This window comes from Chitinophaga nivalis (assembly GCF_025989125.1).
Classification (GTDB): domain Bacteria; phylum Bacteroidota; class Bacteroidia; order Chitinophagales; family Chitinophagaceae; genus Chitinophaga; species Chitinophaga nivalis.
In genome coordinates, this window is the sequence record NZ_JAPDNR010000001.1 from 3,291,782 (window position 1) to 3,315,437 (window position 23,656).

General features: G+C 44.9%; 19 protein-coding genes, 1 tRNA gene and 1 riboswitch. Of the genes, 16 read left to right on the top strand and 4 right to left on the bottom strand.

Going from position 1 to position 23,656, the window contains the following annotated elements:
• Positions 1-3: 3 nt before the first annotated feature.
• Complete coding sequence (locus OL444_RS13500) at positions 4-1,464, bottom strand: MFS transporter (RefSeq protein ID WP_264732667.1); 1,461 nt, start codon at positions 1,462-1,464, stop codon at positions 4-6.
• 257 nt (positions 1,465-1,721) lie between these two features.
• Between OL444_RS13500 and OL444_RS13505 the strand changes: the two genes are divergently transcribed.
• A complete protein-coding gene (locus OL444_RS13505; protein WP_264732666.1) occupies positions 1,722-3,887 on the top strand; it encodes a patatin-like phospholipase family protein in 2,166 nt (721 codons plus the stop codon).
• 91 nt (positions 3,888-3,978) lie between these two features.
• Here OL444_RS13505 and OL444_RS13510 read toward each other — a convergent pair whose 3' ends face one another.
• Complete coding sequence (locus tag OL444_RS13510) at positions 3,979-4,575, bottom strand: MiaE family protein (protein WP_264732665.1); 597 nt, start codon at positions 4,573-4,575, stop codon at positions 3,979-3,981.
• 132 nt (positions 4,576-4,707) lie between these two features.
• On the opposite strand from OL444_RS13510, the gene OL444_RS13515 reads away from it, so the two are divergent.
• The 8 genes from OL444_RS13515 (at position 4,708) to OL444_RS13550 (ending at position 12,776) form a co-directional block, all read left to right on the top strand.
• Positions 4,708-5,820, top strand: a complete 1,113-nt coding sequence (locus OL444_RS13515) for an aminotransferase class I/II-fold pyridoxal phosphate-dependent enzyme (RefSeq protein ID WP_264732664.1) — start codon at positions 4,708-4,710, stop codon at positions 5,818-5,820.
• Between the two features lie 91 nt (positions 5,821-5,911).
• Positions 5,912-8,338: a penicillin acylase family protein gene (locus tag OL444_RS13520; RefSeq protein WP_264732663.1), complete on the top strand. Its 2,427-nt coding sequence runs from the start codon at positions 5,912-5,914 to the stop codon at positions 8,336-8,338.
• 75 nt (positions 8,339-8,413) lie between these two features.
• Positions 8,414-8,486, top strand: a tRNA-Lys gene (locus OL444_RS13525).
• A 139-nt stretch (positions 8,487-8,625) separates the two neighbouring features.
• Positions 8,626-9,975, top strand: a complete 1,350-nt coding sequence (locus OL444_RS13530; RefSeq protein WP_264732662.1) for an AAA family ATPase — start codon at positions 8,626-8,628, stop codon at positions 9,973-9,975.
• A 7-nt stretch (positions 9,976-9,982) separates the two neighbouring features.
• Positions 9,983-10,642: a hypothetical protein gene (locus OL444_RS13535; protein WP_264732661.1), complete on the top strand. Its 660-nt coding sequence runs from the start codon at positions 9,983-9,985 to the stop codon at positions 10,640-10,642.
• A 158-nt stretch (positions 10,643-10,800) separates the two neighbouring features.
• A complete protein-coding gene (locus OL444_RS13540; protein WP_264752021.1) occupies positions 10,801-11,259 on the top strand; it encodes a GNAT family N-acetyltransferase in 459 nt (152 codons plus the stop codon).
• Positions 11,260-11,412: 153 nt separating this feature from the next.
• Complete coding sequence (locus tag OL444_RS13545) at positions 11,413-12,147, top strand: helix-turn-helix domain-containing protein (RefSeq protein ID WP_264732659.1); 735 nt, start codon at positions 11,413-11,415, stop codon at positions 12,145-12,147.
• A gap of 65 nt (positions 12,148-12,212) precedes the next feature.
• Positions 12,213-12,776, top strand: a complete 564-nt coding sequence (locus OL444_RS13550) for a dihydrofolate reductase family protein (protein ID WP_264732658.1) — start codon at positions 12,213-12,215, stop codon at positions 12,774-12,776.
• Between the two features lie 55 nt (positions 12,777-12,831).
• On the opposite strand, the gene OL444_RS13555 is transcribed toward OL444_RS13550, so the two are convergent.
• A complete protein-coding gene (locus OL444_RS13555; RefSeq protein ID WP_264732657.1) occupies positions 12,832-13,335 on the bottom strand; it encodes a DinB family protein in 504 nt (167 codons plus the stop codon).
• Between the two features lie 112 nt (positions 13,336-13,447).
• Here OL444_RS13555 and OL444_RS13560 point away from each other — a divergent pair, with 112 nt between their 5' ends.
• A complete protein-coding gene (locus tag OL444_RS13560; protein ID WP_264732656.1) occupies positions 13,448-14,323 on the top strand; it encodes an AraC family transcriptional regulator in 876 nt (291 codons plus the stop codon).
• A gap of 107 nt (positions 14,324-14,430) precedes the next feature.
• Positions 14,431-15,327, top strand: coding sequence for an alpha/beta hydrolase (locus OL444_RS13565; protein WP_264732655.1), 897 nt, complete (start codon positions 14,431-14,433; stop codon positions 15,325-15,327).
• 76 nt (positions 15,328-15,403) lie between these two features.
• Here OL444_RS13565 and OL444_RS13570 read toward each other — a convergent pair whose 3' ends face one another.
• Positions 15,404-15,853 (bottom strand): nuclear transport factor 2 family protein, encoded by a 450-nt coding sequence (locus OL444_RS13570; protein WP_264732654.1) that lies wholly within the window; start codon positions 15,851-15,853, stop codon positions 15,404-15,406.
• A 132-nt stretch (positions 15,854-15,985) separates the two neighbouring features.
• Positions 15,986-16,192: riboswitch (cobalamin riboswitch) on the top strand.
• Positions 16,193-16,305: 113 nt separating this feature from the next.
• Between OL444_RS13570 and OL444_RS13575 the strand changes: the two genes are divergently transcribed.
• The 5 genes from OL444_RS13575 to OL444_RS13595 all read left to right on the top strand — a co-directional run bounded on the left by OL444_RS13575 (position 16,306) and on the right by OL444_RS13595 (position 23,601).
• A complete protein-coding gene (locus OL444_RS13575; protein ID WP_264732653.1) occupies positions 16,306-18,375 on the top strand; it encodes a TonB-dependent receptor in 2,070 nt (689 codons plus the stop codon).
• Positions 18,372-19,526: a YncE family protein gene (locus OL444_RS13580; RefSeq protein ID WP_264732652.1), complete on the top strand. Its 1,155-nt coding sequence runs from the start codon at positions 18,372-18,374 to the stop codon at positions 19,524-19,526. The genes OL444_RS13575 and OL444_RS13580 overlap by 4 nt, the downstream gene beginning before the upstream one ends.
• A gap of 24 nt (positions 19,527-19,550) precedes the next feature.
• A complete protein-coding gene (locus OL444_RS13585; RefSeq protein ID WP_264732651.1) occupies positions 19,551-21,029 on the top strand; it encodes a PKD-like domain-containing protein in 1,479 nt (492 codons plus the stop codon).
• Between the two features lie 46 nt (positions 21,030-21,075).
• Positions 21,076-22,005: a DUF4465 domain-containing protein gene (locus OL444_RS13590; protein WP_264732650.1), complete on the top strand. Its 930-nt coding sequence runs from the start codon at positions 21,076-21,078 to the stop codon at positions 22,003-22,005.
• Positions 22,006-22,080: 75 nt separating this feature from the next.
• The gene (locus OL444_RS13595) at positions 22,081-23,601 is read left to right on the top strand and encodes a hypothetical protein (protein ID WP_264732649.1); all 1,521 of its coding nucleotides are present in this window, start codon (positions 22,081-22,083) and stop codon (positions 23,599-23,601) included.
• Positions 23,602-23,656 lie beyond the last annotated feature (55 nt).

Genomic DNA, 23,656 nt, shown 5'->3' on the forward strand with positions numbered 1-23,656 from the left:
TGTTTATAACGGTACATTTTTTCTGTCTTTAATCGTGATCAACCCGATCACAAAACACAGGAGCGCCACAGCAATCGGATAGATTAATCCTGCCAGGTGGTGATGGTACCGGGCTACCAGCAACGTGGAAATAGTCGGTAACAACCCGCCGAATACCCCGTTCCCGATATGATAGGGGAGCGACATGGAGGTATACCGGATATGCGTAGGAAACAGTTCTACCAGAAACGCTGCAATCGGACCATACACCATCGTTACAAACAGTACCTGGATGAAAATAAGGCCTATCAGCCAGATAGCCTGTATACGGCTGACGGTTAATTCTTTTTTGTCGTTCGTTTGCCGCAGGATACTCCCATCTGTATAGGTATGTACCCGGGTGGTTTGCAACGTGAGTTGCTGGGAATCATTTCGGGTAGCATGACTTTCTATTTTATACTGCGCGGTAATTTCCTGTTTTTGGCTGATGTCGGCTATACGATCCATCGCACTGTAAATGGGATAATAGGCCAAAGCCGCTATCAGCATGCCTGCCAGCATAATTTTTTTCCGGCCGATCCGGTCGGACCAGGAGCCGAAAAGAATAAAGAAAGGCGTTCCCAGTACCAGCGCTACGGCAATGATAATGTTGGATTGCACAAATTCTATCTGCATGGTTTTCTGCAGAAAAGAAAGGGCATAGAACTGTCCGGTATACCAAACAACCCCCTGACCCATCGCAGCGCCGAATAGCGCAATCAGTACCAGCCGCAGGTTTTCTTTTTTACCGAAACTTTCCCTGATCGGATTTTTAGCTGTTTTCCCTTCTTTTTTCATTTGGGTAAACAGGGGCGATTCGTGCAGGCGTATCCGTATGTAATACGACATGATCACCAGCAGTACCGACAACAGGAAAGGAATACGCCAGCCCCAGTTATTGAAATCCACGGGCGTCATCAGGCTACGGGTAATCAGAATGACGGCCAGGGAAACGAACAATCCGAGGGTGGCCGTGGTTTGAATAAAGCTGGTATAGTAGCCGCGGCGATGGTCCGGGGCATGTTCTGCCACATAGGTAGCAGCGCCGCCGTATTCACCACCGAGGGCCAGTCCTTGCAGCAGCCGGAGTATCAACACCAGTATGGGCGCCAGTATACCAATGGTGTGATAGGAGGGGATGAGCCCAATGGCAAAGGTAGACCCGCCCATGATCAGCAACGTTAACAGGAAAGTATATTTCCGGCCTGTGAGGTCGCCCAGTCGCCCGAAAACAATGGCGCCGAAAGGCCGTACAATGAACCCTACCGCAAAAGTGGCCAGTGTGGCGATGTAGGCCAGCTCCGGATTGCTGGGCGGAAAAAACTTTTCTGAGATGATCACGGAAAGGCTGCCGAATATATAGAAGTCGTACCATTCTATCAGGGTACCTGCCGACGAGGCCAGGATCACCTGCCAGATATTCTGCGTGGTGCGTAAATGTTGCATAAGGGTTTTGTGGATTTTGGTTGTTAGCAGGAAAAAGATAAGGAATATAAATTATGCCTGCAAACAACTGTATTAAATCAGGGATGGATGGAAGCCGGAAATCAATAAAGCCTTATCTTTAATTATAAGCGCAATTTTAAACAATGAATCCAGGACAGTTACTCAATTTCAGCAGGGTTGCGGGTTTGATACTATGTTGTTTTTTTATCTCCATCACCTGTACACAAGCACAAAAAACCGGGGGAAATAAACCAAAAGTGGCCGTAACGCTCAGTGGCGGAGGCGCGCGTGGTTTGGCCCATATTGGTATACTGGAAGCGATAGACAGTGCAGGGCTTAAAGTCGACTACCTGACAGGCACCAGTATGGGAAGTATCGTAGGCGCTTTATATGCCATGGGGTATTCCGGCAAACACATTGCCGATATTGCCGGTAAGCTGGATTGGACCAGCCTTTTCACCAATCAGCCGGTATTGACGGATATCTCTTTTGAAGAAAAAGATGAGTTTAATAAATATATTATTGAGATTCCCTTTGAATACGGGAAGCCCAAACTGGCGTCCGGTGTGATTTCCGGCGAAGCGCTGTGGCTGGAACTGGCGAAACTTTGCTGGCCGGTGAAAGATGTGAAAAAGTTCTCCGACTTTAATATTCCTTTTAAATGTATCGCTACGGATGTGGCCACGGGGGAAATCGTGACCCTCGACAGTGGTGAAATTGTCACCAGCCTCCGGGCCAGTATGGCCATTCCTTCTATTTTTACCGCCGTGAAAATAGGCGACCATAAACTGGTGGATGGTGGGGTGGTGCGTAACTTTCCCACCATTACTGCCAAAGATATGGGCGCCGATATCATCATCGGATCCAATGTAAGTGGCGGACTACGGAAAGCATCGCAGTTACAGACACCCTTTGATATCCTGTATCAGTTGGGCTTTTATAAAGATGCAGAAGATTTTAAAGAAGCCCGGAAAATATGTGATGTATATATTCCCATCAACAAAGAGCTGGAAGATTATTCGGCGGCTTCTTTCAACAGTGTGGACTCCATCATTGAAATAGGCCGGCGGAAAGGACGGGAGCTGTATCCGGTATTCAAGCATATGGCGGATTCACTGCAGGCGCTGTATCCCCGGCAGGAACCGTTTGCGGCCGAACGATTGCCTTTTGCCGCAGACATAGAGTTGAGCAGTATTCATGTAGATGGCCTCTTGCATTCTGATCAGCGGTTTTTTCTCCAGCGGTTGCACCTGAAGCCAGGAGAATGTTATACGCCTGCGCAGATCCGGAATGCCATTTTAAATGTGTATGGTACCCGCTTTTATAAACTCATCACCTATAACCTGACACCGGAAGGTTATGGCAAAACCCGTATGGATATTCAGGCAGAAGAAAATCCGCTCACCTATGTGAAGTTTGCCCTGAACTATAATTCATTTACCGGCGCCAGCGCCATCCTGAACCTTACCCAGCGTAATTTCATTGTGCCCAACTCCCGCTCCTTTGTCAGAATGGCGGTGAGTGAAAATCCGCGATTCGAAGCAGAGTATTACAAATACCTGGGGCGTACCCGTGATTTTGGTTTTGGGCTGAGTACCTATTATGAAAATAACAGCCTCACGTTTTATGATGATAGCTTTAATAAGCTCCAACCTTACCGGAATAAATACTTTAATGTAAATATGGATGTGCTGTATTCGCTCCGCCGCGATATGGCCGTGGGAGCGGGTACGCGCTGGGAATACATCAAGTTTAAACCACAGTACTCTCCGTTTCTGGAACTGAGCGGCAGTACCAATCAGCTGAACTCCTATGCATTTTTCGGTATCAATTCCCTGAACCGGAAACTGTATCCGACCAAAGGATTGTACCTGAATATGGAAGCCGGTTATGTATATAATCAACATTCGGGCATCTCCCTTAACAAGGATAGTTTACCGATCAACCTGGATAGTCTGGGGCTGGACTTCGGGAACTACCAGCGTTTAATGTTGAAAATGAAATACTATATTCCTTTTGGTACGAAGTCGGCCCTGGAGTTTGATGCCACAGCGGGATTGAACAACAGTTATAAACAGTTTGTGACGAATGCCTTTATCGTAGGCGGGATGGCGGATCTGAGCCGTAACCAGGTACCTTTCATTGGTATATATGAAGGAGAAGTGGTGACGTCTAATATTGTGGCAGTGCAGATGGCATGGCAACAGGAAGTGGTGCGGAATATATTTGTGATGCCGAGAGTAGGCGTGGCCGTATATGATAATATGATTTCCATGCCGGGTTTTAAAAGAACCTCTTTCCTCAGCGGCTATGGAGTAGGGGCTGCATATACCAGCCGCCTGGGACCTGTAGAGGCTACGCTGATGTACAATGATCAGTCGGGCCGGTTGAAGTTTTATGTGAATATGGGATTCAATTTCTGATCCATACAGCTGGCTGTATAAAAGAACCGTCTGGCGGAAAGCTAACCATGGTGCGTATCACCGGTTGTTTGCTGCCAGACGGTTTTATATATTAGTGCATTCTGTCGCCGCGCACCGTCATGTTTTGCAGGATCTCTGCTTCCAGTTTCAACCACTCCTGCCAGCGGATTCTTACTTTTTCTTCCGGGAAGTATTCATTGGCGAGATCAATGAACAGGCGGTAGTGGCCTGCTTCGGAGATCATGAATTTCCGGTAGAACTCCCGCATGTATTCATCTTCCAGGCCTTCGCTCAGGAGGCGGAAACGTTCGCAGCTGCGGGCTTCTATCAGGGCAAATATCAGCAGGGCATCCAGGAAGGCATCATCTGCATGTCCGCCTTTGCTCCGGTTGTCCATCAGTGCATTTACATAATCATCTTTCCGTTGGCGGCCGAGGGTCAGGCCGCGTTTTTTCATTTCGGCCAGCACCTGCCGGAAATGTCCCCATTCTTCCGTTACAATAGGCGCCAGCTCTTCTACCAACCGGATTCTTTCCGGGTTGCGCTGAATCAGTGAAATCGCAGAAGATGCTGCTTTCTGTTCACAATAGGCGTGGTCCGTCAGAATGTCTTCCAGCGAAATGGCCGCCAGGTTTACCCAACGTGGGTCAGTAGGTAGTTTTAATCCGAGTATAGATACTTTGCTCATTTGAATAATAATGGCCGGCATCAGGCCTGATACCGTCTGTTTGTGCGAAGATAAGATTGAATAGTTTAAATTGCCAATTGCTGCCGGCAAAACGTGCGGGCAGGCTTGCCTGCACAGGTAAAATATGCATGTATGAATCAATTGGATACTTCGTTTATGGCGCGTTTACTCGATGAACGCAGGGTACAGCAATCTTTCCGGCAGCTGCGGCTGCCGGCCGGTAAAGTAGATTTTTGTTCCAATGATTACCTGGGACTGGCCCGCAATGCAGATGTGAGAGCGCATATACATACCCTTATGCAGGAACGTTTCGTATCGCATGGCAGCACCGGATCCCGGCTGCTGGCGGGCAACTACGAATGGATCAATGACCTGGAAACAGATCTGGCGACCTTTCATGCCGCGGAAGCCGGACTGCTCTACAATTCCGGATATGATGCCAACCTGGGATTGTTTTCCTGTATCGCCGGAAAAACAGACACCATTATTTATGATCAGCTGATACATGCTTCCATCCGCGACGGCATACGGTTATCTGTAGCCCGGTCCTTTGCTTTCCGGCACAATGATCCGGAAGACCTGGAAAAAAAACTGCGGCAGGCCACCGGGAAAGTATTTGTAGCTGTGGAATCTGTATACTCCATGGACGGTGATGAAGCGCCACTGGCCGACATCGCTGCGCTTTGCCACCGGTACCAGGCCTACCTGATTGTAGACGAAGCCCATGCCACCGGCATCACCGGCGAAAAAGGAGCCGGGCTGGTACAGGCGCTGGGATTGCAGGACGCCTGCCTGGCGCGCGTACATACCTTTGGTAAAGCCGTCGGGTGTCATGGGGCTATCATCCTGGGCCCGGCTGTATTAAGAGACTATCTGATCAATTTTTCCCGCTCCTTTATTTATACCACTTCATTGCCGCCGGCAGCACTGGCTGCCATCGCAGCCGGCTATAGCGCCTTCCCCTATATGCAGGCAGCACGGCATACCTTGCAGGCATTAATCACCCGTTTCCGCGCAGGCACAGCACACCTGGAAAGTTTACCGGGTACGCACCCGATACAGGTAGTGATGACAAGGGGGAATGAAAACACCCGCCGGGTGGCGGCCACGCTGCAGGAAGCGGGGCTGGATGTACGACCTATCCTGCATCCTACCGTACCGCTGGGCACAGAACGTTTACGCATCGTGATACATAGTTTTAATACGACAGCAGAAGTAGATCAGCTTATAAAAGTATTATCGTGAGCGATAATTTTCCGTTCATGTAAAGTATTATATCGGGAGATGGTTTTCAGTCAAATTTGATGTATTTTACATATTACATCCGATTAGTAATATGAAAATAATCCCCGCTATTATTACAGCTGCTGTTACCTTGTCACTTACATACGCGTTCAGCAATAAGTTAGGAAATATTCCGCCCCTGGGAAATTTGTTAAGTCCGCAAACTGGCTTCTGGCGTAATGCAGAACCTATTGGCCAACGTCCGCACGAAGAAGTGGTATTACCCGGATTATCCGGTAAAGCATCCGTATGGTTTGATGACCGTGCCGTGCCACACATCTTTGCCGATAATGATGCCGATGCCTATTATGTACAAGGTTTTGTGACCGCGCGGGATCGCCTCTGGCAGATGGAATTACAGACCATGGCCGCTGCCGGCCGATTGTCGGAAATACTGGGACCAAACCTGATCCGCTATGACCGCTCCCAGCGTCGCCTGGGTATGTTGTATGGTGCTGAACTGGCCGTGAAAACCATGATGAGTGACCCGGATACCAAAACAGCGGTAACCGCATATGCCGCCGGCATCAATGCCTATATCGCCACCCTCACACCGGCGACCTTACCTGTTGAATATAAAATACTGGACTATAAACCGGAAAAATGGGATATTATCAAATCAGCCCTGCTCCTGAAATACATGGCGCACGACCTGGCAGGATTTGCTAACGACCTCGAATATACGAATGCACGCCGCCTGTTTTCGCTGGAAGATTTTAACCTGATGTATCCCGACTTCCAGGATACACTGGATCCTATCATTCCCAAAGGAACGGCGTTTGCTGCAGCTACTGCAAAAGCTACGGCGCCACCAGACAGTCTGCTGGCGGTAGATGAAGCCATCCTGAAATTCAAGATGGACAAACCCAATCCGGAAAATGGCAGTAACAACTGGGCAGTAAGCGGCAACAAAACCAGATCCGGCGCACCTATTCTTTGCAGCGACCCGCACCTGGGTCTCAGCCTGCCTTCTATCTGGTATGAGGTACAGATTCATACTCCGGATATGAATGTATATGGCGCCTCCCTGCCTGGCTCTCCCGGTGTGATCATTGGTTTCAACGACCAGGTCGCCTGGGGTGTCACCAACGGAGAAGTAGACGTGAAAGACTACTACCGCATGCAATTCCGCAACGGTAAGCAGGAATACCTGTTCAACGGCAACTATCGCCCGGCCGATCTGCGCATAGAGGAAATCAAAGTAAGAGGTGGCCAGACTGTAAAAGATACGGTAGCCTATACTGTATGGGGCCCTGTTATATATGATAATACCTTCCCGGATAAAACGACCAAAGAATCTTTCCTGGCTATGCGCTGGAAGGCACTGGACCCTTCCAATGAACTGGGGACTTTCCGCCGGCTCAATAAAGCCCGTAATTATGAGGATTACCTGGAAGCCCTGAAATTCTATACCTGTCCGGCCCAGAACTTCGTATTTGCGGCTAAAAGCGGCGATATCGCCATCTGGCAGAATGGTATCTTCCCGGTAAGATGGCGCGACCAGGGTAAATGGATCATGCCCGGCAGCGACAGTACCTACGCCTGGCAGGGATATATCCCACGGGAGGAGCTGCCACATATCAAAAACCCGGAACGGGGTTTTGTGAGCTCCGCCAACCAGCGCGCTACTGATAACACGTATCCTTATCCTTTATACGGCCAATTTGACCTCTTCCGTGGCGAGCGTATCAATCAGCGGCTGGCAGTGATGAATGGCATCACCCCGCAGGATATGATGGCACTCCAGAACGATAACAAGAACCTGTTTGCAGCAGCGGCTATACCGCTGTTCCGCAGACACCTCGATACCACCTCCCTGGATGCTACCCAGCGCAGTTACTGGCAGCTGTTATCCTCCTGGGACTGTGTCAGCAATGCAGACAGCAAAGCAGCCAGTGTTTTCAACTATATGTGGAATAGCCTGGAAGATACCATCTGGCATGATGAGCTGCGTCCAAAAGATACCACCATCCTGACCTATCCGCAATCTACCACTACCTTACTGTTGTTGTTGCGCGACACGTCTTTCCACTTCCTGGATAATATCAATACGCCACAAAAGGAAACGTTATCGCAGCTGATACAGGGCGCCTTTATTGCAACTGCGAAAAAAGCTGCTGCCTGGGAGAAAGCCGGTACATTGGAGCTGGGTAAAGTTCGTGGTACCGATATCAATCACCTTTCCCGCGCCTTGCCTGCTTTCAGTGCATTGCACCTGTTTACAGGCGGTGGCCGCCATATTGTGAATGCCTCTCAGAAAACCCATGGTCCTTCCTGGAGAATGGTGGTGCAGCTGTCGGATAAGACGGAAGCCTATGGTATTTATCCTGGCGGTCAAAGTGGTAATCCGGGCAGTCCTTACTACGATAACAGTGTAGGCGACTGGGCAGCCGGTAAGTATTATCTGCTGCATATTTTTAGCGGTCAGGAAAAAGATGACGCTGCGATCCGCTATAAGATGACATTTGCAGGGAAATGATAAAAAAAATCACTGGAATATTTGGTTGAAAAAAAATAATTCCTATCTTTGCACTCCCTTACACAAACGGGGAATGATTCCGTAGCTCAGTTGGTAGAGCAATACACTTTTAATGTATGGGTCCTGGGTTCGAGTCCCAGCGGGATCACTGGAAAAAAGCCTGCACATTGTGCAGGCTTTTCTGTTTTAAAGTGGTTATGAAAAATTTCATGCGGTTGTTTGGTTAGAAATGATGAAAGAAATTTATCTTACATAATCATATTGTGTACCTGGATAAATATTGTGTAATGAAAGTAAGAAGCATTACGATTCCTGATTTACATCATTTTAAAGATTTACATCTGGACCTTACTTATCCTGCAGGACATCCGAAGGCGGGGCAGGCTTTAGATAAGGTTTGTATCATAGGACAAAGTGGAACCGGGAAGACTACCTTATTGAAGTTGATATCTGTTCTTTCATACAGAGGGAGCTTGTACAAAGAGTTAGGATCAATGGACCAAATTAGTCAGATCTCTCTTGGTTTTGAATTTGAGGATTTGATTGCGTCCCAGACAATTGCTTTTGACGATGAAGCTGATCCGGAAAAAAAGATGGTAGCCTATTACTGGAACGTTGCTTACCAGGATGATGCAGCAATTGAACTTGAGCGTGCCAATCTACAATGGGATACTTATATCAAGTCAATAAAACAAACCTCCATATATTTCCCGGCTGATTTGGATTACAAACTGGAGGTGGAACACGATGATTTATTAAACTTACAGGACCAAAAAAACATAGATTTCTCTTCTTATTCTGCTGCTAATACATGGACAATTATATTAAATGAAATCCGGCGTTATCAGGAAGAAGAGATAAAAATCCGGCAGGAGATTTCTCATATTGCAGAAAAGGCAATAGATTTAAAATCTATTCAAAATGCTGTTAAGAAACTGGAAAAGTGGCGTCGTGAAACCCGGAGCCCGGTACAGGATATCGCCGATAAATGTCTTGATCCGTTGTTGAAAAATTTTGGCCTGCGTGTTAAAACAAAATTGGACTTTCAGGGTAAAGATGATATAGGATTTCTGAAAATAGAAGATTTTGCGGGCAATGAGGTGCCAAACGGTTTGTTGAGTACAGGTACCAAGCAGGTAATGTTATCAGCCCTGCCCTTGTACTTATTGCAACCTGAAAAATGCCAGATACTATATGATGAGCCGGAGAGATCTTTATACCCCGATCTTCAAAGAACAATTATTGATTACTACCAAAGCCTTACTACAGATTGCCAGTTTTTCTTTGCTACACATTCTCCTATCATCGCCTCTTCTTTTGAGCCCTGGGAGATAGTGGAATTGAAATTTGACAAGAACTGGAATATCTATCGTGATCTATATTATGAAGGGGAGAATCATGTGGATAATTACTTTGTTGATCCAAGGTACTTGGATTATGATCTCATTCTAAAGAAGGTTTTTGATCTGAAGGATACCAGCACCGATTTACGAATGGAAGCATTGGTAGAATTAACCATGTTGAAAAACCAGTTAGATCAGCTGAAGCAGGATGGCAAATTGAAAACCCCAAAAGCAAAAGAAATATTGACGCGTTATAAATTGTTGGCTCAAAAGTTAGCCTGGAAAACCGAATGAATCAATTATGCGTAAAATTGATAAGTCTGGATTGTTAGCTACCAAATACAAAGAATGGTTGGATGATTTAACCGCAAAAGGGAAAAAGCATCCAAAATATAACTCTTCTAATTTTAAATACTATTATGATATAGTAGCGAGCCTTGTATGGTTGCAGGAAGGGTTATGTGCATACTCGGAAAGGAAGATGCAAGACTGCCGCAAGTGTGCGCCTGAGCATTGGATAGATGGAATCTTTAAGCAATTCCAGTTTTCCGGACAACTGGATCATTATAACGCCGCCTTAAAAGATAGCAAGGGATGGGACTGGGATAATTTCTTTCTTATTGATGCAGATGTAAATGTAAAAAACAAAAGGGATAAGTGTCCCAATGGTATATTAAAGCCTGACGCAATATCCTTTGATCCCAATATTTACCTTGAATATAAAATACCCGATCATATTTTTGTTCCTAACCGAAATCTTGATTTCGAAACGCAAGAAAAAGTACGACACGATTTAACATGCCTGGGCTTGAATTTCGAGCCTATTATAGACATAAGAAAAGAATACTTGGCCCCCTATCTGACTGATATTGAGTTTCAAGCCCTGACAACAGATCAGGCTAGAGTTAAGTTAACCCAATTTTACACGGCTTTTGAGATGGCTGTGATTCAAGTAGTATAGATACTTAAATGATGTAAAGATGGACACCTCCACGTCATGCGTGGGGAAATCGCGTTTCTATAACCCAACTTGCTGTTTCTACGCATCAGCCGACGTTGCTACCAAATGATAACGCCAAACAACATGCTTCAATAAAACCACGGATTTTTTTACATTTAATGATGGAAATGATTATCCGAAAACCGCATCCCGAAGATTTTGAACAATGGTTTGTCTTATGGGAGGGCTACAATGAATTTTATGGACGATCGGGAGAAAAAATGCTTGATCCGCTGATTTCCCGGACAACATGGAATCGTTTTTTTGATGTTGATGAACCTGTTCATGCCATCGTTGCGGAGTATAACGGAAGGCTGATAGGCCTTTCGCATTACCTGTATCATCGCAGTACTATAACTGTGGAGCCAAGTTGCTACCTGCAGGACTTATTTGTATTACAGGAATCCCGGGGAAATGGTGTGGCCCGAAAACTCATTGAGAGGGTATATAGCCTTGCTAAAACAAATGGGTGTTCCAGGGTCTATTGGCAAACGCAGGAAACAAATCATCAGGCCATTCAATTGTATGATAAATTGGCCGAGCGGTCAGGTTTTGTAGTGTATCGTAAACTGCTATGATACTATCATAAATATGCCCACGCATTCTATCGAGAAAGAATATGCCAGGTAACGCTTGCGTGATAGGTTTTTTGTAGTCTTTTATTAAGGGAATCACAGTGTAGTATTGTTTATACAGCACTGATAATTCATCAAAAGTATTACCAGCAGGAAATGGAATATAAAATCATAAAACCATGTACCGCATTAGCCCCTTATATTCATTCCTTCTGGGAGCTGAAAGGGGAAGATAATGACAAGCAGTGGGAGCGGAATTTTCCGGATGGTTGCGCCGGGCTGGTGGTTAATATAGGAGATACCTGTGCAACGGATAATGGGTCAGTCAGGATGGATTTTGGCAAAACATATGTGGTAGGAGCCATGACCTCTTTTAAAGACAGTTTCATCGATGCAGATGCGCATCTGTTGGGTGTGTGTCTGAAACCCGGTGTATTTCGGAATTTTTATAATTATGTCACACAAAATGAAATAACTGATCAAACCATTCAACTGGAAAAGCGGTATTCGTTTGACCTGGATAAAGTGATAAAAAATCCTGTTGACTATCTGAATACATTTTTTGTAAACAGACTACAAAAAAGAAACGAACACTTACAAACAATTATTGAAGCGATTGACCACGCGAAAGGGCAATTAAGTATAGATGAAATCGCCCGCATGAATTTTACAACAGTGCGGCAACTGGAGCGAACATTCAAAGCTGAAACAGGGATTAGTCCGAAAGCGTATTCCTGTATTATTCGCTTTCAACATGCTTTATCCAGGATTAAAAATTCTGACCCGAATGAAAGCCTGTTCGATATTGCATTGGAATGTGGTTATTACGACCATGCACATTTGACGAATGAAATCAAAAGAAACACCGGGCTTGTACCATCTCAACTTTAATTTTGTCGCTTTTTTCCAAAAGACGGCTACCATCTGATCTGTAATTTTGCTGAAAAGAGAAGGATATGAAAAAAGTAATTTTAAATTTAGCCGTTAGCTTAGATGGTTTTATTGAAGGCCCCAACGGAGAAGTAGATTGGTGTATCATGGAAGAAGATATGCATTTTGATGCCTTCATAGAGAGCATTGATACGATATTCTATGGGAGAGTGAGTTATGATGCGTGGGGAAATTTTCAACCGGATGAAAATACCAGTCCGGCAGAAAAGGCAATGTGGCAGGGAATACATGCTAAGCACAAATTTGTTTTTTCAAAGCAAGACCGAACAGCCGAAAAAGCGACTTTCATTGCAGATGATATTGTCAGCAAAGTAACCGCCATAAAGCAAGAAAACGGAAAGGATATCTGGTTGTACGGTGGTGCTGGTCTGATTAAGACGTTCATCAACCTGGGCCTTATTGATATCTATAAAATATCTGTTCACCCGGTGGCATTGGGTAGCGGAAAGCCGTTATTTGAAGCCTTGAAAGGACGCGTGGGACTGATATTGACCGGCACACGCGTATTTAAATCAGGCGTTGTGGAATTGACATACGAACCGGAAAAACAGCTAATCGCTAATAGTTGATCTAAAGAGGGGGACGTCTGAGAAGACGGCCCCCTCTTTAGATATTGGATGAGATTTACATTTTGCCACTTTGTTCGTAGGTAGGGCCATACAAACCCGGCACTTTATTGCCCGTTGCACGCAGGTAAACAATCAATTCGCCCCGGTGGTGATAGATATGATTAAAAAGAAATCCACGCGATACAATGCCTCTGGGCATAGGACCCAGGAGTACTTTTTCTCCTGCTTTCATCGTCCAGTTTTCCAGCAGTTTTTCCTCTGTAAGCGTCGCTAATGCAGCCCTTGCTTTTTCAACATTGTTTTCAAAAAGGGCCAGTGTAGCCTGGATGTCATTGGTGTCTCCCCGTTCCAGATGATCTGTAGCCAGGTCGTACACATCTTTGGTCAATGTGCCCACATACCAGTAATAAATGGTGGCAATATGCTGGGCAAGTTCTCCCATCGTCCAGGAAACGGCGGAAGGCTTATAACCGAGGTCTTTTTCGGGAACCGCCTGTAATAATTTACGCGTGTTGTTTACTTCATGTTCGAATTCGCCTGTAAGGTATTGCAATATCATAAAGTGGTTTTAGCTAAAGTTAAATAATTAAATGGTACGAATAGCCGGGGAGGTGGTTCCGTTTTGATGTCCCACCAATGATTTATGTTTGTTGGATAATTGTATGCATGCCATGATTCCAACTTATAAGATGGAAGACTTTCCTTCCCATAAAACACTGGCGCATTTTTTTCGATTGGAACGATTTGAGGACCTGTCGTGGCCAAAAGATTTGCAATGGCCGCACAAACATGATTTTTATGAAATCATCTGGGTCACGGAGGGAACCTTTACACATACTATCGATTATCACGATATCTTTATTCAAACAGGTACACTGCTAATCACTGCTCCTGGTCAGATTCACCTGTTGCATACACCGGAAAAGGTAAAAGGTTATAGTATCGCTTTCACCGAGCAATTCCTGCTGGCACATCATACACAGGAATCTGTTTTTGAACTTACTTTTCTGGAGGATAGCTTCACTAAACCATATCTATGTTTAGACGAAAGCATGCAACAGGAGTTGCGTGCGATTATTGATCCGCTGACAGCAGAGCTGGACCGGCCAGTGAAAGTGCCTTTAATCATCAATGGCTTACTGTTTGTTTTACTGAATCGTATTCAGCGATTCATGCACAATGATCCCGTAGCATTGAAAGACACTTTTCAGGTGGTCTTGCTTAAAAGGTTTAAGAAACTGATAGCGCAACATTATAGGGAAGCGACGCCGTTAACCTTTTATGCAGATAAGCTGCATATATCTGCCAATTATCTCAATAAAATTGTCCGGCAGTTAACGGGTAAGACGGCAGGGGAGATGATCCGCGATCGGGGCCTGATAGAGGCAAAACGGATGTTGGTTTATTGTAACCTGCCAATCGGTGATATTAGCGATCAGCTGGGGTTTAAGGACTTTTCTTATTTCTCCCGTCAGTTTAAAAAACAGGAAGGCGTATCGCCCGCTGCATATCGTAAACGCATGCACGAAAAATATCTGAACAGGTAACCTTGATATTTTGGAATGAAAAGTACCAATGTTGGCCGGTTATTTTCTAACAGGCAGGGTGGTTGTCATCCGAGATTTGCTGTTATAAATACTAAAACAATAACAGTATGAAAGAAGGTTTGAAAATCGCCAGGGATTACTTTAAGAAGCACCTGGATCTGCATGCACCCATCGTTGAACTACGTATTGCCGCAGCTAAAATGTATGCCACCTTACCTGTGGCTGCTGATATTATTTATGAAACCGTATCCGTCGGAAATCTAACCGGTGAATGGACGATGGCCCCCGGTGCCAGCGATACCCATGTGCTGTACTATATACATGGTGGTGCATTTCTGATTGGCAGCCCGGCAACACATCGGGGAGAAATCAGTGAACTGGGGAGAGCGGGGAAAATGAAAACCTTCGCCCTGGATTACCGATTAGCACCTGAGCATCCGTTTCCGCAACCCCTGGAAGATATATTTGAGGGATATCTATGGTTGCTGGAGCAAGGATATAAGGCCGAAAATATTATTATTGGCGGCGATTCTGCGGGAGGCAATGCGACTATCAATGTATTGCTTTTCGCGCGGGACAGAGGCGTACCAATGCCAGCCGGCGGTATCCTGATATCTCCATGGATAGACTTAGGACAAAGTGGCGCCACCTACAGAACCAGAGAAGGCATAGATCCGATTGTAAGCCGTAGCGTGATTGAAAGACAGGCTGCCGCGTATTTGGGCGGCGCTCATCCGGAGCTGCCGGTGGCTTCCCCTGTTTATGCAGCTGTTCATGGTATCGCGCCGGTGTATGTGATCGTGGGAGAAGCAGAGGAGATGTTGAGTGAAGCCCTGACGTTTACACACAATGCAGCTATGGCAGGCGTACATGTAAGGTTGGAAGTCTGGCCCCGGATGATCCATAACTTTCCCTTGTGGCATGCGCTGTTGCCGGAAGGAAAAGAGGCTATAAAAAAAGCAGGGGAGTTTATGATGGCTTTAACCGGAGGTAGATCCTGTTGATCAGGTGCCGGTAATACAAATGAAGCAAAGGTCCGTATGCCGGATCATCAGGCATACGGACCTTTACGGTATACGATTACTTATGCTGCGAGCTATCATTATATTGCCAAAGCACATTAATAATTTTCCAGGTTCCATTCAACTTAACAAGGTGCATATAGTCGATCCAGTCATCTGCGATCAGTTTAAGGGACGCTGTTCTGTCTGAAACATCCAGCAGTTTCACTTCTTTCTTAGGTACAGGTGGAAATTTATCTTTGTTCCTATTGTAGCTTTCTGCCAGTAGTACCATAGATTCGGTAGATGTTTCCCGGAGATAATCTTTGTTGGTGGCTTTATCTTTCCAAAATGTACGCTTCACCATCCTGGGGTGTAATGCCCTTTCCATCTGCGCCGGATTCGGTGTATGCTGTGATTCGATATAATCGAGTGCGGCTTGTTTGATGGCGATGCTATCTTGTTTTGTCTGACTAAAACACCAGGTGCCTGATAGCAATAATAATGTGAAAATATAGAAGGATTTCATACCTATAAATATAGGTATGGAAGACTGGCATGCAACAGATATTGTGTTAAGCGGCTTAAAATATGGTTGTATATGCCTGCTACGCTTTTCATATATATTTTAACTTCTTCCTTCTTTATCAATTATTTGTCGTAATATTACGCCGCAATTGGTTTTTAACATAAATTTCACAATGTTAGAATTAATAGGGAATCAGGTGGAAATCCTGAGCAGTCCCGCTACTGTAAGTTCTATTACAACACTTTGACATCTACTCGCCACTGTTTTTAGTGAATAAAAATGGGAAGGCCGTCTAAAGTGAGAACAAGCCAGGAGACCTGCCAATGCAGCTAAATTTTTTAAAGCTTTCGAGGATGAGGCTTTGAATACAACTTGCACTGAAATTATTTCGGGGTCTTTTGTTTTCGTATGTCATCTGGTAGGCTATCAGACAAATCCAACTATTAACCTGTATGTCAAACGCATTAAAAACGTTGCCAATAACGTTTTTAGCATTTATTTGCACCAACCTGTACGGACAGCAAACCTATCGCAACACTACACCAGTGGATACCGGTAAGGTGAAGACTTTACGGGGAGTTACTATTTATACATCTGTATATAAAGAAGTGATTCCTTCGCAAAAACTATCCGGCGATAACTTAAAAAGTTTAAACAGTTTTTCTGTAGCAGATGCCATACGCTATTTCGCAGGTGTGCAGGTAAAGGATTATGGCGGAATAGGCGGACTGAAAACTGTGGATATGCGCAGTATGGGGACTAACCATATGGGCGTATTCTACGATGGTATTCAGTTAGGTAACGCACAAAACGGACAGATAGATCTGGGAAAGTTTTCAATGGATAACATTGAATCCATCTCTATGTACAATGGTCAGAAAAGTGAAATTTTTCAACCAGCAAGAGATTACGGATCTTCCGGTAGTATCTATCTGCGGAGCAGAAAGCCGGTCTTCGATTCTGCCAAAAACACCAACTTCAAGGGCGTTTTAAAAACAGGTTCGTTTGATTTAATCAATCCCTCCGTATTACTGGAGCGGAAGTTGAATAAAAATATAAACTATTCCATCAGCAGTGAATATATCAGGTCTTCCGGTCGTTACCCGTTCCGGTATAAAAGAGTATTCCCTGAATCCGGGGACGTGGCCTGGGATACCACTGCTATCAGACATAATGGAGATATCAATGCGTGGAGGCTGGAAGGTGGATTATATGGTAATATCAATCGGGGGGTATGGAATGCCAAAGCGTACTTCTATGATTCGGAAAGAGGTATACCAGGGGCTATCGTCAATAATGTCTGGAAACGTGCGCAAAGACAATGGGACCGGAACTTCTTCCTGCAGGGCTCTTTTCAAAAAAATGTTGTCTGTGGGTACGATATCCAGGTGAATGCAAAGTATGCCAACGATTATATGCGCTACCTGAATCCGGATCCGGATTTAATGCATATAGATAATAGTTTTCATCAGCAGGAGTGGTATGGTTCCATTGCCAACAAGTATAGTGTGTCGAAAAAGATTGATATCAATTTGTCGACGGACTTCCAGTATAATACGTTGCGTTCTGATCTGGCTGGTTTTGTATTCCCGAAGAGATTTACTTCCCTGGTAGCATTGGCCGGAGCAGGAGAATTTGGGAAGTTGAAAATGCAGGCCAGCGTGTTGGGTACGTTTGTCAATGAGCGGGTTGTCAAAGGAAATACGCCGGTAGGCAATGCTGCCGTTGCCGCCCCATCCAAACAGGAAGTGACACCAGCTGTTTTTCTCTCCTATAAACCCTTTTCCCGCGCGGATTTTAATATAAGGGCCTTTTACAAGAATATTTTCCGGATGCCTACTTTTAATGATTTGTATTACACGGATATTGGTAATATCAATCTGGAGCCGGAGTATACACATCAATATAACCTGGGTTTTGCCTACCGTAAAAACCGCATCGGTTCCGTTTTAACGGAGTGGCAGCTACAAACTGATTTTTACTACAACCAGGTTACCAATAAAATAGTCGCCGTTCCCAAGGGCAGCGGTATGTATCGCTGGATGATGATGAATCTGGGAGATGTAGAAATAAAAGGTGTGGATGTTGTATCAGACCTGGCCTTTTCTTTTCCGGCAGGTATTTTACTGAATATAAGAACAGCTTATACCTATCAGCAGGCACAGGATTTTACGGGAAGAAAAAGTACAGCGCTGAAAGAGATCACCTATGGCGGACAAATTCCCTATATCCCCTGGCATAGTGGTTCATTCATCTCCAGTGTACAGTATAAATCCTGGCGACTGAACTACAGCTTTATTTACGTGGGAGAACGTTACCATAATTCAGCGAATATACCGGAGAACTATGAGCAGCCCTGGTATACACACGATCTCTCTGCTTCTAAAAACATACAGTTTAAACGATATCGCTTCCGGATTTCCGGAGAGCTGAACAATGTTTTCAGTCAGGATTATGAAGTGGTATTGAATTACCCGATGCCTAAACGAAATTATAAAATCATTTTATCCGTGGAACTATGAGCAGGCATTCCTTATGCTTTATCGCACTGCTGCTGATTTTTGGGATCTCCTCCTGCAGGAAGGATGTAGCCGTATTCATCAATGATGGCGTCAAGGTAGACTCGGCCGTTAAAAACAATTTTGCCGGCTTTTATCTGCTGAATGAAGGTAATATGGGCAGTAATAAAAGTACACTGGACTATTTTGATTTTGCTACCGGTGTATTTCGCAGAAATATTTATGCGGTCATTAATCCCAATGTACCGAAGGAATTGGGCGATGTAGGAAACGACATCGCTATTTATGGTAACCGGTTGTATGCGGTCATCAATGCTTCCAATAAAGTAGAGGTAATGGAAGCCGGTACTGCGCGCAGAATCGGGCAGATTGGCATTCCCAATTGCCGCTATATAAAATTCGATAAGGGATTTGCCTATATCACTTCCTATGCCGGACCTATTGAAATTAATCCGGATTATAAGCAAAAAGGATATGTAGCTAAAGTCGATACTGCCACGCTTACCATCGTTGGTAAATGTATTGTTGGCTACCAGCCCGACGGTATCGAAATAACCAATGGTAAAATCTACGTAGCTAATTCCGGCGGTTATATGGGGGCGGGCAATACCGAGAAATATGAACGAACGGTATCCGTGATTGATGTAGCCACCTTTAAAGAAGAAAGACGGATCGATGTGGATTATAATCTCCACCACGTAAAAGCCGATAAGCGCGGGGATCTGTGGGTAACATCCCGGGGAGATTATAAACAGCTTCCTTCCAGGCTTTATTTTATAGATAAAGAAAAACAGCAGGTAACGGATGTATTGCCTGTTGCGGTGAGTAACTACTATCTGGACGGAGACTCCCTATATATATACAGTACGGCGTGGAGTCATATTACCCATTCCAATGTGATTACCTATGGTATTGTAAATACCCTTACACACCAGTTGGTCAGCCGTGCCTTTATCACAGATGGAACCGATAAGGAAATAGAAATTCCCTATGGTATTATGGTACATCCGGACACCAAAGATATCTATGTCACAGATGCGGGTAACTATGTATCACCCGGATTATTGTACTGTTTTACGAAAGCGGGTAAAAAGAAGTGGAGTGTACGTACCGGTGATATACCAGCTCATTTTGTACTGTTACCTAAACCATAAAAATACTATCTAAAGAAATAAAATATGCGTAACAACCTTTTTCTAAAGTTGCTGATTGTCGTTGTTTTTCTTATTGGTGCCTGTAAAAAAGACTCGTATGAGGCGCCCGCTATTTCCGGTATGACAGGAGATACGATTGTATTAAACATTGGCGAGAAAACGATTCTGGCGCCCAATATTACCAGTGTTGGCGATAACAGTTATACCTGGATGGTGAATGGCAAGGAAGTATCCTCCGGTCAGGTCAATTATACTTTTGTAGCTGCGGAACCGGGTAATTTCGAAGTCACCTTTAAGGTGAATGGTAAAGGCGGCACGAATGCACAATCTTTCAAAATATATGTGGAGAAGCCGATTGCCATCACTATAGATGAGTTACCTGTTGTAACCATGTGTGATGTTATTGAGATCACCCCTTCAGTTACAGGTCCCGACCGCACAGACTATGAGTATGAGTGGGCTGTTGGTGATTCTGTAATCAGTAAAAAACGTAACCTGAGTTTTATATCACCGGAAGCGGGAACATATGCACTTACCCTGCGTGCTACCGCCGGTAAACAGACGGCCACCTCTACCCGCAACATCACTGTGAAGGCGGCGCAATACGTGAGAAATGCCTTTACGGTACTGGAATATGCACCTGCACCTGCCAAAGGGCACAACTGGTCTATTATAGGCAGTGCAGAATTCTGGAAGTATGGCGCTGAGTTTCCGCTGACTTATACTGACTTTTTAGCCAAAGCAACTGCCATCAGAAAAGAAAATGCGAACGAAGCGCTGGTCTTAGGTTCCTGGGGCGGATCTGCCACCTTCCAATTTGATCATACTGTGGCCAACGTACCCGGCAAGACTGATCTGGAGGTGACAGCTACCTATTCCAAACTGGATCTGCCGGCGGTATACGTAGCGTATGATCGTAACAAAAATGGTAAGCCGGATGCAGATGAGTGGTATGAAATCAAAAACGATGATTATGGTGTAGAAGATATGCCGGAGTATGAAATCACTTTTACCTATAAGAAAACAGATACCGACAACAGACGGATCTATAGCTACTTTGATTGGAAAGATAATCAGAACAAATCTGCCGGAGGAGAAGTGGTGCATACCAAAACCTTTAGCAGCTCGATGACTACAGATGGCACTTTCTCCACGAAAGGTTTCTTCCCGGGTTACAACATGATTGATATCGGCGAAAAAAAGGTGGCATTAATGGACGGATGGAAAAGTTCATTCTCCCGTAAGGGAAAACGTATTACCAGAAACCTCACTGGTGCTGCACCCTTTGCACAGCCACTGAATATTGATATTGATATGGCCGTAAATAGTAAAGGTGAGCGGGTACAATTACCTGGGATCAATTTCGTGAAAGTGCAGAAGGTCGTTTACCCGATGCAACAGGACGGCACGAATGCAGAAGGAGGGCCAATAGACTTCAATATGGACGAGGGACGGATGTTACATGTAGCAGCCATATTGGACAAACACCTGAAAAACAAATAAGAAAGCCGGGCAACCCGATTTAATATCTAACCAAAAATTACGACTTATGAAAAAATCCCTTTATGGTAAATCCCTGATAGCGGCAGTCCTTTGTTTTGTGGCAGCTTCCTGTTCCAAACAAAATGATTTGGTACCAGCAACTGCTTCTTCAGAAGCCACCGTGAAAGCCGGGCAAAAATCCTTATTGACTACTACCCACACCATCACTTTTGAAGGTATTGGGCGCAGCTATATGGCTGATACTACTTCCTATGGAGATAACGCTTACTCTACCTGGGGCGGTACGCAGATTGCACCGTATGTGCACACTCCCAGCAAATTAAGATTTGCGGTGAAAGGTGCCGGCGGCGCTACCAAAGTTGATTATTGGAATGGTGGATTTGTTGTTTCTGACTGGAACTACAAGGCAAACACGCCTGGAAAAACAGGTGATTGGTGGTACTCTTACCTCAATCAGTGCAGCGTTTATTCCGGTACCAGCGGCGCGAAAAACGGTGGCTACGGTGGTAGCAACAACTTTGCTGTTTTATTTGGTTATGTAGATTCCTACAACTCCAGTTACACAACACGTCCTGTTATGAATTTTACCAGCGGTAGCGGTGTGGTAGATGGCATGTATGTATGTCTTTCTTCCTACACCTATGGCGTAATTCAGAACGGTAATACATTTGGCTCTACCGGTGTGGCAACCCCACTCAAAGATATCGCTGGCGGAAAAGGATACTTCAAATTACTGGCATATGGCTATAATGGTAACACGCCTACTAATGGTGGTAACCCCGTTGAAATTGACCTGGCAAGGTATAATAATCACACAGCTGTTGCAGGACCTTTGACTACCTGGACTTATTTCGACCTGTCAGATTTAGGTACGGTTACACGTGTGGAGTTTAATTTCGAAGGCAACGATTCCGGCGCCTATGGATTAAACACACCTGCTTATGTGTGCATAGACAATGTTAAAGTGACTTTATAATAGGGTGAATATAGTGCCCGGCTTTCCTATAATACTGCCATCAATTAATGATAGCATAAAAATTAATTTATCAAAATGAATACTCGGTTTAAATTTCTCATTTATCTGGCCTGCGCTTTAGTTTTAATCAGCAGCTGTAAAAAAGAAGATGCAGAACGCCCGGAACCTGCACCTGCTATTGCCGGGCTTGAATCGGAATATTATGTTGTGATAAAGACATCCTTGTTGTTGAAGCCTACGATCGAAAACAGGGTAGACTCCATCGTCTGGATGTTGAACGGGCAACGGGCAGCCAATGCCCTGCAATACAATTTTCAGGCGCCTGCCGATCCCGGTACCTATAACCTGATCATCATGGCCTACAATAAAGGAAACATTGCCCAGAAAGTTATAAAAATTACCACGGGCCGGTATTTAAACTGGCAAACAACCACCAATAAGATTTTAACACTGGAGGCGTCGCAGAAATTTACGAACAGGAATGATGTGAAATGGGAGGTGCTGTCGGCGTCTTCTGAATTATACAGATTATCCGTTAGCAATGCCGCTACCGCGTTGTTTACTGCGGTGAACAAGGGTACTTACCACCTAAAGGTTTCCGCCGGTGATTTGGTAGATACCCTGCTGATAACAGTGCGGCAACCTGATCGGGCGCCATCACCTTATATCGCAAAGGTATTTGATTACCTGCCTGCTCCCGGTCAGTTTGTGAATGAACTGCCTCAGTATGTGGAAGGAGATACTTATGAAACAATGGTGGCCAAAGCGGGCAAAGACCTGATAGGGGCAGATGCGAATACCATTACATTAGGAGGCTGGGGTGGTTATGTAGTAATGGGATTTGACCATACTATCGTGAATGTATCCGGCCGGCGTGATTTCAGAATCCACGGCAATGCATTTGGCGCCAATGCCAATCCACGGCCGAATGCTCCCTTTGGAGGCAGTTGCGAGCCCGGCATTATAATGGTCGCATATGATAAAAATAAGAACGGTAAACCAGATGAAGACGAGTGGTATGAAATAAAAGGCAGCGGTAATTTCACTGCTGAAAATGAACCCTGGTACAGCGCCGCTGTGCAGCGTAAAAATGATACGCGTACCATACGTAATTATGAAATGAGTTATCATCGTCCGAAAACGGAAGCAGCCAGTGCACCGGCAGGCCACATCGGTATCAGCGATTATATTCTTTGGACAGATAATCAGGGCGGGCAAGGTTACAAAATAAAAAATACCTATCACTCACAGAGTTATTATCCGGCATGGATGAAAGACAATAAGCTCACCTACAAAGGTATCCGGCTGGCAAGCAATGGTATAGAAGAAAGTGGTCAGGGTAGTTATTTTGTCCTGTATGCATTCCGGTATGGTTATGTAGATAATTATCCTAATGCGCATGATAATTCCGGTATTGATATCGACTGGGCCATTGACAAAAATGGTAATAAAGTAAATCTGCCGGGAATCGACTTCATAAAAGTATACAATGGCATAGATCAGGAAAACGGCTGGCTGGGAGAAGCATCTACCGAAGTTAGCCGCGGCGAAGACCTGCACCTGTTAGGTACCAACATCGCCACCATCAATCAATAGTAAAGAAGAAGTGACATATGGGGATTGTCCAATCTCCTTAAAACTCTTCTGTATG

Bases quoted from the DNA above. Each gene is read 5' to 3' on its own strand.
- OL444_RS13500 (WP_264732667.1), bottom strand. From the start codon at position 1,464: ATGCAACATTTACGCACCACGCAGAATATCTGGCAGGTGATCCTGGCC.
- OL444_RS13510 (WP_264732665.1), bottom strand. From the start codon at position 4,575: ATGAGCAAAGTATCTATACTCGGATTAAAACTACCTACTGACCCACGT.
- OL444_RS13515 (WP_264732664.1), top strand. From the start codon at position 4,708: ATGAATCAATTGGATACTTCGTTTATGGCGCGTTTACTCGATGAACGC.
- OL444_RS13520 (WP_264732663.1), top strand. From the start codon at position 5,912: ATGAAAATAATCCCCGCTATTATTACAGCTGCTGTTACCTTGTCACTT.
- OL444_RS13530 (WP_264732662.1), top strand. From the start codon at position 8,626: ATGAAAGTAAGAAGCATTACGATTCCTGATTTACATCATTTTAAAGAT.
- OL444_RS13535 (WP_264732661.1), top strand. From the start codon at position 9,983: ATGCGTAAAATTGATAAGTCTGGATTGTTAGCTACCAAATACAAAGAA.
- OL444_RS13540 (WP_264752021.1), top strand. From the start codon at position 10,801: ATGATGGAAATGATTATCCGAAAACCGCATCCCGAAGATTTTGAACAA.
- OL444_RS13545 (WP_264732659.1), top strand. From the start codon at position 11,413: ATGGAATATAAAATCATAAAACCATGTACCGCATTAGCCCCTTATATT.
- OL444_RS13550 (WP_264732658.1), top strand. From the start codon at position 12,213: ATGAAAAAAGTAATTTTAAATTTAGCCGTTAGCTTAGATGGTTTTATT.
- OL444_RS13555 (WP_264732657.1), bottom strand. From the start codon at position 13,335: ATGATATTGCAATACCTTACAGGCGAATTCGAACATGAAGTAAACAAC.
- OL444_RS13560 (WP_264732656.1), top strand. From the start codon at position 13,448: ATGATTCCAACTTATAAGATGGAAGACTTTCCTTCCCATAAAACACTG.
- OL444_RS13565 (WP_264732655.1), top strand. From the start codon at position 14,431: ATGAAAGAAGGTTTGAAAATCGCCAGGGATTACTTTAAGAAGCACCTG.
- OL444_RS13570 (WP_264732654.1), bottom strand. From the start codon at position 15,853: ATGAAATCCTTCTATATTTTCACATTATTATTGCTATCAGGCACCTGG.
- OL444_RS13575 (WP_264732653.1), top strand. From the start codon at position 16,306: ATGTCAAACGCATTAAAAACGTTGCCAATAACGTTTTTAGCATTTATT.
- OL444_RS13580 (WP_264732652.1), top strand. From the start codon at position 18,372: ATGAGCAGGCATTCCTTATGCTTTATCGCACTGCTGCTGATTTTTGGG.
- OL444_RS13585 (WP_264732651.1), top strand. From the start codon at position 19,551: ATGCGTAACAACCTTTTTCTAAAGTTGCTGATTGTCGTTGTTTTTCTT.
- OL444_RS13590 (WP_264732650.1), top strand. From the start codon at position 21,076: ATGAAAAAATCCCTTTATGGTAAATCCCTGATAGCGGCAGTCCTTTGT.
- OL444_RS13595 (WP_264732649.1), top strand. From the start codon at position 22,081: ATGAATACTCGGTTTAAATTTCTCATTTATCTGGCCTGCGCTTTAGTT.